The following is an 11,672-nucleotide window of genomic DNA, read 5'->3' on the forward strand; positions in this document are numbered from 1 at the left end:
GTTGTCCGCGGGTAGTGTTGATCATGTGCAGCGTCGAATCATGGGTATCGAGACCGAATTCGGTGTCACATGTACCTTCCACGGTCATCGCAGACTGAGCCCCGACGAGGTCGCTCGGTACCTGTTCCGCCGAGTCGTGTCCTGGGGGCGTTCGTCCAACGTCTTCCTGCAGAACGGCGCGCGGCTCTATCTCGACGTCGGCTCCCACCCGGAGTACGCGACCGCCGAGTGCGACAGCCTCATTCAGCTGATCAACCATGATCGTGCAGGCGAGTTGGTGCTCGAGGACCTGCTCGTCGACGCCGAACAGCGGCTCGCCGACGAGGGGATCGGCGGCGACATCTACCTGTTCAAGAACAACACCGACTCGGCAGGCAACTCGTACGGCTGCCACGAGAACTACCTGGTGGTGCGGGCCGGCGAGTTCTCCCGCATCTCCGACGTCCTGCTGCCGTTCCTGGTCACGCGCCAGCTGATCTGCGGCGCCGGCAAGGTCCTGCAGACCCCGAAGGCGGCGACCTTCTGCTTGTCCCAGCGTGCCGAGCACATCTGGGAAGGCGTGTCGTCGGCGACGACCCGGTCCCGGCCCATCATCAACACCCGCGACGAACCGCACGCCGATGCCGAGAAATACCGCCGACTGCACGTGATCGTCGGGGACTCCAACATGGCCGAGATGACGACATTGCTCAAGGTCGGCTCGGCAGCACTGGTCCTGGAGATGATCGAGGCCGGCGTGGTGTTCCGCGACTTCGCTCTCGACAATCCGATCCGAGCGATCCGCGAGGTGAGCCACGACCCCACCGGACGGCGTCCCGTACGCCTCGCCGGGGGGCGGCAGGCGACCGCGCTCGACATCCAGCGCGAATACCATGCCCGCGCCGTCGAGCACATGACGAACCGTCGCCCCGACCCGGAGATGGACATGGTCGTCGATCTGTGGGGCCGGATGCTCGACGCGGTCGAGAGCGGTGACTTCTCGACGGTCGACACCGAGGTCGACTGGGTGATCAAACGCAAGTTGTTCCAGCGTTATCAGGACCGCTACTCGATGGAGCTGTCGGACCCGAAGATCGCACAGCTCGACCTCGCCTTCCACGACATCAAACGCGGCCGCGGCGTTTTCGACGTCATGTTGCGCAAGGGGCTGGTCGCCCGGGCGACCACCGACGAGGCGATCGCGACCGCGGTCAACGAGCCTCCACAGACGACGCGGGCGAAGCTGCGTGGCGACTTCATCTCGGCTGCGCAGAAGGCCGGCCGTGACTTCACCGTCGACTGGGTTCACCTCAAGTTGAACGACCAGGCCCAGCGGACCGTGTTGTGCAAGGATCCGTTCCGCAGCGTCGATGAGCGAGTCGATCGACTGATCGCATCGATGTGATCGTAAGCTGGCCCAGTGGCCACGCAGAAAGTTGAGCGCCTTCTCAATCTCGTGATCTGTCTGTTGTCGACCCGTCAGTTCGTGACCGCGGAGTACATCCGCCGCAACGTCGCCGGCTACAACGACGAGGGGCAGTCGGACGAGGCATTCAACCGGATGTTCGAGCGAGACAAGAACGAACTTCGTGACCTCGGTATCCCGCTGATCACCGGTCGAGATCGGATGTCGGGCAGCGCGGAGGGTTATCGGATCAACCGGGACAGCTACGAGCTGCCCGAGATCGAGCTCGACCGATCCGAGGCCGCGGTGATCGCGATGGCAGCGGCGCTGTGGGATACCCCCGAGATCTCCGCGATCTCGCAGAATGCCGTCCTCAAACTGCAGGCCGCAGGTATCGATGTCCGGGCCGACGACGAGCTGGTGGTGCCGGCCGCGTTGTCGGCGCGGTCGGTGGGTTCCGAACCCGCCCTGGCGGCGCTGGTCTCGGCGACGGGGTCGGCGCGGGCCGTCACCTTCACCTATCGGCCGGGTGCGGCGTCGTCGGCGTTGACCCGCACCCTCGAACCGTGGGGCATCGTCACCTATCGCGGTCGGTGGTACGTCGTGGGGCACGACCGCGACCGCTCGGCCACCCGCACCTTCCGGCTGTCGCGGATCTCCGACGTCACCGTGATCGGCGCCCCGGGCGATGTCGTGGTTCCCGAAGGCACCGACGTTCAGCAGATCGTGTCGGCGGCCGTCGAGTCCGCGACCGGCACCGACGGCCGCACCGCACGCATCTGGTTGGCGCGCGATCGGGCGGCCGGGCTGCGTCGACTCTCCAGGACGGTCATCCCCTCCGATCTCGACGGCGAGCCCGGCGACGTGGCCGAGATCGAGATCCGCTCGTTGTCCACCCTCGCCCGTATGGTGCTCGGGGCCGGCCGTGACGCCGTGGTGCTCGCGCCACCGGAGCTACGCGAGGCCGTCATCGCCTCGCTCGACAGACTGGCCGGGGTGTCCGCCTGATGTCCGCGCGTCCAGATCGGTTGAGCAGGTTGCTGGCGCTCGTGCCCTACCTCGACCGGCGTGACGGCATCGCGATCGACGAGGCGGCCCGCGACCTCGGCATCACGCCCAGGCAACTCACCAAGGATCTCGAGCTGCTCTTCGTCTGCGGGCTCCCCGGATACTTTCCGGACGATCTGATCGACCTGCAGTTCGAGCAGGGCCGGGTCAAGGTCGGGTTCACCGCGGGGATGGACCGTCCGCTGCGCCTGACCACGACGGAGGCGAGCACCCTGCTCGTCGCGTTGCGTGCGCTGCTCGACATGCCCGGCGCCGTCGACCGGGTCAGTACACGACGCGCCATCGCCAAGATCGAACAGGCCGTCGGATCGTCGGCGGCCCGGGTGCCCACCGGCGTCGAGCGCGACGTCGAGGTCGAGAACCCCACCCACGCGACCATCCGCGACGCGTTGCGTCTGCGGCGCGCCCTCGACATCCGCTACTACTCGGCGACACGGGACAGCTTCACCGAGCGCACTGTCGACCCGATCCGGCTGCAGTCGATGGACAACAACACCTACCTCGAGGCGTGGTGCCGCAAGAGCGACGGTGTGCGGCTGTTCCGGTTCGACCGGGTGGAGACGGCGACGCTGCTCGACGAACCGTCGACCCCGCCGGCTGAGGCGGTGGCGCGACCCCAATCGGCGATCCTGTCCGACAATCCGGACCTGCCGTTCGCCGAGATCGAGATCGATCCGGAGGAGCTCTGGGTACTCGACTACTACCTGATCGAAGCGATGGAATCGCTTGATGGCCGCAACGATCCGACGTCGCCGGTCCGTGCGCGCCTCGTGTACGGCTCACCGGAGTGGCTGACCCGCTTCCTGCTGGGGTTCGGTGGCCGCGTGCGGGTGGTGTCCGATCCGGCCATCGCAGGGAGCGTCGCGTCGACGGCGGCGGCGGCCCGGGCACGCTATGCGTGAGGCCGTGGCCGCCTGCGCCCGCGGTCGCCGGGCCGCACTCGGGTAGCATTGGCGACGTCGCGATTCGGAGGTGGAAAAATGGGCGCTTTGTCCTGGTGGCACTGGGTGATCGTCTTGCTCGTCCTGGTGATCCTGTTCGGCTCCAAGAAGCTCCCCGATGCCGCTCGGGGGCTGGGTCAGTCGTTGCGGATCTTCAAGAGCGAGGTCAAGGAGATGCAGAACGACGGCAAGGAGACCGGCGGCACCCCGCCGGCCGAGCCGGTCAAACGTGAACTGCCGCCGGGGGATGTGCCGCCGACCTCGACACATACCTCGACTGACGACACGAAGAAGTCCGCCTAGGCGCTTCTCGCCAGACCGGAGGCCAGGGCACCCGCGTGCGCATTTCTCTCGATCCGAGACGCCGTAAACGCAAACTCAATCCCGACGGCACCATGTCGTTGGTCGAACATCTCTACGAGTTGCGGACGCGCGTCGTCATCTCGATGATCGCGATCGTTCTGACGACCATCATCGGGTTCGTCTGGTATTCGCACGGATTCCTCGGCATCCCGTCGCTGGGTGATCTGCTGCGCGGACCCTACTGCGATCTGCCACCGTCATCGCGCGCGCAGCTGACCGCGGACGACTCCTGCCGCCTGCTCGCCACCGGCCCGTTCGACCAGTTCATGTTGCGGCTCAAGGTCGCGCTCACCGCCGGGGTGGTGTTGGCGTGCCCGATCTGGCTGTACCAGCTCTGGCAATTCATCACTCCCGGCCTGCACACCAACGAGCGGCGCTATGCGATCGGATTCGTCTCGTCGGCCGCCGTACTCTTCGTCGCGGGCGCCGTGCTCGCGTACCTCGTGGTGGCCAAGGCCTTCCACTTCCTGCTGACCGTCGGCAACGATGTCCAGGTGACCGCACTGGCCGGCGACCAGTATTTCGGGTTCATGCTGCACCTGCTGATCATCTTCGGTGTCAGCTTCGAGTTGCCGTTGCTGATCATCGCCTTGAACGTCATCGGGATCCTGACCTATGCGCGGCTGAAGAGCTGGCGTCGGGGGCTGGTGTTCGCGCTGTTCGTGTTCGCTGCGATAGCGACCCCCGGACAGGATCCGTTCACCATGCTGGCGTTGTCGCTGGCGCTGACCGTGTTGCTCGAGATCGCGATCCAGTTCGCCCGGATCAACGACAAACGACGCAAGCGGGACACCACCGATTGGTCGGACATTCCAGACGATCAGGCCAGCCCGCTGCCGAGCACCGGCCCGGCACCCAGCGCGACGCGGCTCGCGCAGCCGTCGGCGACCTCATCCGGCACGTCGGCGGCCACCCGCACCTCAGTCCGTGACCGAGACACTTTCGACGACATCCTGTGAGTCGGCTCGAGGAATTCACCGATCGGCTGTCCTTCGGCCTCGACGACTTCCAGCGGCGTGCCTGTGTTGCTCTCGAGGCGGGACATGGCGTTCTGGTCTGCGCACCGACCGGCGCAGGGAAGACCATCGTCGGTGAGTTCGCCGTGCATCTCGCACTGGCGTCGGGCACGAAATGTTTCTACACCACACCCATCAAGGCACTCAGCAACCAGAAGTACGCCGACCTCGCCGCCATCCACGGCGCGGAATCGGTTGGCCTGCTCACCGGGGACAACTCGATCAACCCGGATGCGCCGATCGTCGTGATGACCACCGAGGTCGTCCGCAACATGATCTATGCGAACTCGCGTGCGCTCACCGGGCTGTCGCATGTGGTGATGGACGAGGTGCACTTCCTCGCCGACCGGTTCCGCGGCGCGGTGTGGGAAGAGGTCATCCTGCACCTCGAGCCGTCGGTGCGGGTGGTGAGCCTGTCCGCGACGGTGAGCAACGCCGAGGAGTTCGGCGACTGGATCAAGACTGTCCGCGGTGACACCACCGTCATCGTCGACGAGCACCGACCGGTGCCCTTGTCTCAGCACATGCTCGTCGGAACCCGCATGTTCGACCTCTTCGACCCGGCCAGGCCACCCGGCGCAGCGGCGACACGGGAACGCCCACAGGTCAATCCGGAGCTCAAACGGTACATCCGCCACCGGATCCTGTTGGCCGACGATCGTGGTGGGGACCGGTCCTATGGCCGTGGTCGGCGGAGCGGCGGCCCCCGTGGTGGCAGACGCGGGGGAGCGCGCCCACCGTCGCGCCCCGAGCTCGTCGCACGCCTGGACCGCGAGGGTTTGTTACCCGCGATCGGGTTCATCTTCTCCCGCGCCGGCTGCGACGGGGCCCTCGCACAGTGTCTTCGGTCAGGTCTGAACCTGCTGACACCTGAGGAGGCGATGTCGGTTGACGAGGTGGTCGACCGACATCTCGAGGAGATGTCTCCCGCGGACGAGGAGATCCTCGGCGTCGCCGAATGGCGGGCGGGTCTGCGCCGCGGCTTCGCCGCTCACCATGCAGGTCTGCTGCCGACTTTCCGCCATGCCGTCGAGGAACTGTTCACCCGCGGTTTGGTGAAGATGGTGTTCGCCACCGAGACACTGGCACTGGGTATCAACATGCCGGCCCGGACCGTGGTGCTCGAACGGCTCGTCAAGTTCAACGGTGAAGCCCACGTCGACCTCACGCCCGGCGAATTCACCCAGCTGACCGGACGGGCGGGACGTCGCGGCATCGACGTCGAGGGCCACGCCGTCGTCGTGTGGACGGCGGAGACGGTTCCCGAGCAGGTCGCCGGCCTCGCCGGTGCACGCACGTTTCCGCTGCGCAGTTCGTTCCAGCCGGAATACAACATGGCGGTCAACCTCATCGGCCGACTCGGCCTCGCGGGCTCGCGCGAACTGCTGAACCGGTCGTTCGCGCAGTTCCAAGCGGATCGATCGGTCGTCGGACAGGCGCGCAAGGTCGATGATGCACGTCGACAGCTCCGCAAACTCGACATCGAGTTGACCGGTGCCGCCGAGAACCGAGGACTCGAGCCGGGCGGATCGATCGACTACGGCAACGAACCCGGAGACGACCCGCATGCCGGGTTCCTCGGTTACGTGCAACTGCGGGAGGACATCCGGCGACGGGAGCGTGAGCTCAAGTTCGAGCGGCGCACGGAACACACACGGTCGACGGTCGCGGACCTGGCCGCCCTCAAGCGGGGGCACGTGATCGGGCTGCACGGTGGTCGGCACCGCGGGCTCGCGGTGATCCTCGAACCGGCCGCACAGTCGGTGGACCCCAAACCGCTTGTGCTCACCGAGGACGCCTGGTGCGGACGGGTGGGAACCCGTGACTTCGTGAACCCACCCCAGGTGCTGGGCAACATGCGCCTGCCGAAGCATGTGGATCGCCGGACCGGACGGGGTCGTCGGGACCTGGCGTCCGCGCTCCGGTCCACCGGCATCGAGATGCCGCGCGGTCGTTCCAAGAAGCGCGCCGCCGCCGCCGATGATCGGGAACTGGCCCGACTACGGTCGGCGCTGCGGGCTCATCCGGCACACCGGCTCGATGGTGGCGATGAACTCTTCCGCCTTGCAGAGCGCCGCAATCGGGTGGTCCGCGAGATCGTGTCGGCCGAACGGGTGATCGCCGACCGTACGTCGACGCTCGGAGTCCAGTTCGACCGGATCGTGGCCGTCCTGGCAGAGTTGGGATACCTCGACGCCTCCGTCGGTCGGTCCGGGGCCCAACGGGTGTCGGTCACCGCGGCGGGTGAGCTGCTCAGCCGGATATACAGCGAGAGCGATCTGCTCGTCACCGAGTGCATCCGGGCCGGGGTCTGGGATGCGCTGGCACCACATGAACTTGCCGCGGTGGTGGCCGCAATGGTGTTCGAGGCGAGACGCGAGAGCTACTCCGGAACCGACGCGATGCCCGGGAATGCCGCACTGCGGCAGGCCGTGGCCCGAACCGTGGAGATCTGGCGGCAGGTGACCGCCGTCGAGGCTCGTCATCGCGTCGACTCCACCCGCGAGCCCGACACGGGATTCTCGGTTGCGGTGTCGCTGTGGGCATCCGGACGTTCGTTGACGGAATCCCTCGCGGCTGCCGGTGAACGCGGGCAATTGCTGTCACCGGGTGACTTCGTTCGCTGGAACCGTCAGGTGGTCGATCTGCTCGAGCAGATCAGACTAGGTGTCGGGGCCGATACCCGTCTGGCCGGATCGGCGCGCGCCGCGGTGTCGGGCATCCGTCGAGGCGTGGTCGCCGCAGAACTGGGCTGAGCGCTCATACCGTCGGTTCGTGCCCGGTTTTCCCGGTGACGTCGGCGTCGTCGGTTCGGTGATTGTGGTGGGGCCGTGAGGTAACGTTCTCCACGCGGTCGGGAGAACGGACGGGCGGGCTCGATGCGTCCTTCCCGACGACACGAGGGGATTCCGCGCTCGCCGACCGTGACGTCCAGGCGTGTCGGTGCCCTGTCACGGGGCAGAGCGGGAGACCCCATGAGCGAGCCGAACGATCAGAATCCTCCGAGCGGGTCATCACCGCACCCTGGTGGGAGTGATCCCGCACAGCCCGACTCCAACCGGGCCGAAGACACCACGGCCCCGTCCGGTCCTGCAGGCGAAACGCAGTCTCCGCAGCACTCGGATCCGGCGTCGGCGCCCCAGTCACCGCCCGGCCACTCGCAGGACCACGGTCAGCCGACGACGCCCTACGGCAATCCCTCGACAGCGCCCTATACGCAGGCGCATCCGCAGCAAGGTCATGGGCAAGCGCAGTACGGGCAGCCAGACTACGGACAACAACAGTACGGACAACCGCAGTACGGACAACCGCAGTACGGACAGCCACAGTACGGACAGCAACAGTACGGGCAGCAACAGTACGGGCAGCCACCCTACGGGCAACCGGGTCAGGGAGAACCGAACCAGGCCCAGCAGGCGTACGGCCAGCAACCCTACGGGCAGCAGGGCTATGCGCAGCAGGGCTATGGGCAGCAACCCTACGGCCAGCCGGGTTACGGTCAGCCCGACCACGGACAGACCGTCCCGGGTCAGCCGATGGGTGGCTATGGTGCCCCGGCCGGCTATGGAACCGCTGGTGAGCAGGCCTCAACCGCACCGTACGGCGCTTCTTCGCAGCAGCCTCCCGGCGCCTACTATTCCGCCCCGGGCACCTATCAACCGACCGGCGAGCATCAGCAGTTCGCCGGTCAGACCGCAGGCCACAGCCACTACGGCGGCGATCAGTTCTCGTCGATGGCGACCTCGCCCAAGAAGAGTCGGATGCGTACCTTCTTGTTCGTCGGCGGCGGTGCCGCGGTGGTCATCGCCGCGATCTTGCTGTTCACCGCGTTCGTCGCCCCCGGGTGGGCACCGAAAACGATCTCGCAGAACGCAGTCCAGGACGGCGTCAAGAAGATCTTGACCGAGGACTACCAGGCGACCGATGTGAGCAACGTCCAGTGCCCCTCAGGAGAGCGGGTCGAGAAGGGACAATCGTTCACCTGCACCGCCACCGTGAGTGGTCAGCAGCAGAAGGTCACCGTGACCTTCCTCGACGACGACGGCACGTACGAGGTCTCCCGTCCGACGAGCTGAGCGGTCGTCATCGCGCCGCACGCGTTCCGCCCACGGTCTGCTTCGGAAGCCGGAGCCTCCCGAACAGGAATCGGTTACCGGTTCTCGGCGGTCGACCATCCCAGCGCCTTGGCCAAACGTGTCACCGACGCGCCGATACCCAGTTCCTCGACCAGGTCGGCGAGACCTCCCGGGTCCGCCGGGGACTGCGGTAACCGGTCGTCGTCGGTGCTGTCGATGGTCTGCGCGTCGGTCTTGACCAATACGACGGTGCGGGCCGCACTCAGGTAGTCGGCCGACGCCAGCAGCGCTTTGCGGCTGCGGGTCGCCAACGACGAGCCGCTGTCGGCGGCCGCGGCCTCGAGGGCGTCCAGGCTTCCGTACTCGGTGATGAGTTTGCCTGCGGTCTTCTCCCCGATCCCGGGGACGCCGGGCAGACCGTCGGACGGATCGCCACGAAGCATCGCCATCTCCGCGTAGGCCATGCCGGCCCGATCGACCGGGACCGCATATTTCTCGGCGAGCTCAGCCGGGCCCATCATCTCGGCTTTCGCCAGTCCGCGGCCCACATAGAGGACCCGCACCGCCACCGGATCGTCGGCGACCACCTGCAACAGGTCGCGGTCCCCGCTCACCACCACCACCGGATCGGTCGACTCGTCGTAGGCCAGCGTGCCGATCACATCGTCGGCCTCACAGCCGATGGCCCCCGACGTCGCGATCCCTGCGCAACGCAGCACGTCGAGGATCATGTCGACTTGCGGTGTCAGCGTGTCGGGTACCTCTTCGATGTCGGTGACGACGTCGTCAGCACCGGCTGCACCGACGGTATGGGGTGCCTCCTCGGCCACACGATGCGCCTTGTACGACGGGATCAGCTCGGTCCGGAAGGCCGGACGCCAATCCAGGTCGAGACAGACCACGAGACGCGTGGGTTGCTCCCGGGTCACCAGCGACGCGATCGTGTCGAGGAATCCGCGGACGGCGTTCACAGGCCGCCCGTCCGGAGCTGTCATCTTCTCGGGCAGCGCGTAGAACGATCGGAACCACAGACTCGCTCCGTCGAGGAGCATCAGCGAACCAGCCATGACCCAACTCTGTCATGCCCGGCCATGTCTGTACGGGCGGTAGGCTGCGCTCATGACCTACCGGTTCTCCTCGGACGTATATCGCCATCGCCTCGACCGTGCCCGGAAGCTCACCGCCGAAGCAGGTCTCGACGCACTGATGGTGTCCACCGGCCCGGATCTGCGTTATCTCACCGGGTCTCGGGCGGACACCTTCGAGCGACTCACCGCCCTCGTGGTGCCCGCGGACGGTGCGCCGCGGCTCGTCGTTGCGCGGCTGGAACTCGCCTCCGTACGCGATTCGGCGGTCGCCGATCTCGGCATCGATGTGGCCGACTGGGTCGACGGGGAGAATCCGTACGCGCTCGCCCTGGCCGGGCTGCCGGACTCCGCGGCGCTGGCCGTTTGCGACACCATGCCTGCGCTGCACGTGGTGCCGATCGCGCGACAAACAGGCGCGACTCCCGCCCTCGCCACCGACGTGCTGCGAGAGTTGCGGATGATCAAGGACGACAGCGAGATCGAGTCGCTTCGCCGCGCCGGGGCGGCGATCGACCGCGTCCACGCCCGAATGGGGGAATGGTTACGACCCGGTCGGACCGAACGCGAAGTCGCCGACGACATCCGGGCGGCCATCCTGGCCGAGGGCCACACCGAGGCCGCGTTCATCATCGTCGGTTCGGGCCCGCATGGTGCCGATCCGCACCATGAGTTCTCCGATCGTGTGATCGAGTCCGACGACATCGTGGTGATCGACATCGGTGGTCCCGTCGACCCCGGCTACAACTCGGACTCCACCCGCACATACTGCTTCACCGAGCCTCCGGTCGAGATCGCCGACGCCTACCGAGTCCTGCACGACGCGCAGCGCGCCGCCGTCGACGCGGTTCGACCCGGGATCACGGCGCAGGAGATCGATGCGGTGGCACGCGATCTCCTGGGCGAGCAGGGCCTCGCGGACAACTTCATTCATCGCACCGGGCATGGCATCGGGTTGTCGGTGCACGAGGAGCCCTACATCGTCAGCGGCAACGACATCGCATTGCGCCCTGGAATGGCATTCAGCATCGAACCCGGCGTGTACTTCGACGGGCATTGGGGCGCCCGGATCGAGGACATCGTCGTCGTCACCGACGACGGGTGCGAACCGATGAACACCCGCCCCCACGAGCTGCTGGTGCTGTGATCGTCTCCGAAAACCACCCACCAGCGTTGCCGGTGCTGTGACCGGCTCCGAAAACCACCCATCAGCGCCTTGATGGCGGCGATTCGCCGAGCTCGCCCCGCCTGGGGGTGGTTTTGAGGCCGGCCGGGGGCGGCGGGAGGCGGCGAGGGGACCGGCGGCAAGGGGCCCGGCGGCCGACAAGTCGTCTCAACCCAACAGCGTCGCCGAGCCCATCACACGGGACACCTCGATCTCGATGACCACACGCCGCGGATTCGGCTTGGGCTGTCGATAGCGCGCGGCGTAGCGTTCCTCCGCCTCGCGGACACGTTCCGGCTCGCGGCGCACCGAGGCCGGGCCTTCGAGCGTGAGCCATCGCGGTCCGTCGACATTCGTCACCGAGGCGTATCCACCTCGCTCGGTATTCCGGACCTTCTGGCTGCCCTCGAACGTGATCACCCGGGCCAACCGGTTCTCCTTGTCCCAGGTGAATCCGACCGCGACGGCATGCGGCGTGCCATCGGCGCGCAGGGTCGTGAGGGTGGCCAGGTGCCGCTCGGCCAGGTACTCCTCGGCCGCAGCACCGAGGTCGTCAGGGGTACGGGTCATGGCA

The 11,672-nt window shown here is 67.0% G+C and carries 10 protein-coding genes; 8 read left to right on the forward strand and 2 right to left on the reverse strand.

Annotation, left to right across the window (positions count from 1 at the left end; genetic code table 11):
• The first annotated feature begins 25 nt into the window (after positions 1 to 25).
• From pafA to AC4AMJ_RS06920, 7 genes are all read left to right on the forward strand, one after another.
• Complete coding sequence (pafA, locus tag AC4AMJ_RS06890) at positions 26 to 1,384, forward strand: Pup--protein ligase (protein WP_489895231.1); 1,359 nt, start codon at positions 26 to 28, stop codon at positions 1,382 to 1,384.
• A gap of 15 nt (positions 1,385 to 1,399) precedes the next feature.
• Positions 1,400 to 2,392, forward strand: coding sequence for a helix-turn-helix transcriptional regulator (locus AC4AMJ_RS06895; protein ID WP_489917595.1), 993 nt, complete (start codon positions 1,400 to 1,402; stop codon positions 2,390 to 2,392).
• Complete coding sequence (locus tag AC4AMJ_RS06900; RefSeq protein WP_489918387.1) at positions 2,389 to 3,354, forward strand: helix-turn-helix transcriptional regulator; 966 nt, start codon at positions 2,389 to 2,391, stop codon at positions 3,352 to 3,354. The genes AC4AMJ_RS06895 and AC4AMJ_RS06900 overlap by 4 nt, the downstream gene beginning before the upstream one ends.
• A gap of 78 nt (positions 3,355 to 3,432) precedes the next feature.
• Entirely contained in the window at positions 3,433 to 3,696 is a 264-nt protein-coding gene (tatA, locus tag AC4AMJ_RS06905) for a Sec-independent protein translocase subunit TatA (protein ID WP_489895235.1), read from the forward strand.
• Between the two features lie 35 nt (positions 3,697 to 3,731).
• On the forward strand, positions 3,732 to 4,715 hold the full coding sequence (gene tatC / locus AC4AMJ_RS06910) for a twin-arginine translocase subunit TatC (RefSeq protein WP_489917596.1): 984 nt from the start codon (positions 3,732 to 3,734) through the stop codon (positions 4,713 to 4,715).
• Positions 4,712 to 7,528 (forward strand): DEAD/DEAH box helicase, encoded by a 2,817-nt coding sequence (locus tag AC4AMJ_RS06915; protein ID WP_489917597.1) that lies wholly within the window; start codon positions 4,712 to 4,714, stop codon positions 7,526 to 7,528. The genes tatC and AC4AMJ_RS06915 overlap by 4 nt, the downstream gene beginning before the upstream one ends.
• 219 nt (positions 7,529 to 7,747) lie before the next feature.
• Complete coding sequence (locus AC4AMJ_RS06920; RefSeq protein ID WP_489917598.1) at positions 7,748 to 8,848, forward strand: DUF4333 domain-containing protein; 1,101 nt, start codon at positions 7,748 to 7,750, stop codon at positions 8,846 to 8,848.
• A gap of 74 nt (positions 8,849 to 8,922) precedes the next feature.
• Here the strand turns inward: AC4AMJ_RS06920 and AC4AMJ_RS06925 are convergent, their stop codons facing one another.
• Positions 8,923 to 9,900 carry a 5'-3' exonuclease gene (locus AC4AMJ_RS06925; protein ID WP_489918388.1) on the reverse strand — a complete coding sequence of 326 codons (978 nt, stop codon included), beginning with the start codon at positions 9,898 to 9,900 and terminating at the stop codon, positions 8,923 to 8,925.
• A gap of 67 nt (positions 9,901 to 9,967) precedes the next feature.
• On the opposite strand from AC4AMJ_RS06925, the gene AC4AMJ_RS06930 reads away from it, so the two are divergent.
• Positions 9,968 to 11,080: a M24 family metallopeptidase gene (locus AC4AMJ_RS06930; protein ID WP_489895243.1), complete on the forward strand. Its 1,113-nt coding sequence runs from the start codon at positions 9,968 to 9,970 to the stop codon at positions 11,078 to 11,080.
• A gap of 186 nt (positions 11,081 to 11,266) precedes the next feature.
• On the opposite strand, the gene AC4AMJ_RS06935 is transcribed toward AC4AMJ_RS06930, so the two are convergent.
• The gene (locus AC4AMJ_RS06935) at positions 11,267 to 11,668 is read right to left on the reverse strand and encodes a pyridoxamine 5'-phosphate oxidase family protein (RefSeq protein ID WP_489895245.1); all 402 of its coding nucleotides are present in this window, start codon (positions 11,666 to 11,668) and stop codon (positions 11,267 to 11,269) included.
• Positions 11,669 to 11,672 lie beyond the last annotated feature (4 nt).

The organism is Gordonia sp. LMA484, from assembly GCF_058129505.1.

Excerpts from the sequence above, each read along its gene's own strand:
- AC4AMJ_RS06925 (WP_489918388.1), bottom strand. The coding sequence starts at position 9,900 with ATGCTCCTCGACGGAGCGAGTCTGTGGTTCCGATCGTTCTACGCGCTG.
- tatA (WP_489895235.1), top strand. The coding sequence starts at position 3,433 with ATGGGCGCTTTGTCCTGGTGGCACTGGGTGATCGTCTTGCTCGTCCTG.
- AC4AMJ_RS06930 (WP_489895243.1), top strand. The coding sequence starts at position 9,968 with ATGACCTACCGGTTCTCCTCGGACGTATATCGCCATCGCCTCGACCGT.
- AC4AMJ_RS06920 (WP_489917598.1), top strand. The coding sequence starts at position 7,748 with ATGAGCGAGCCGAACGATCAGAATCCTCCGAGCGGGTCATCACCGCAC.
- AC4AMJ_RS06935 (WP_489895245.1), bottom strand. The coding sequence starts at position 11,668 with ATGACCCGTACCCCTGACGACCTCGGTGCTGCGGCCGAGGAGTACCTG.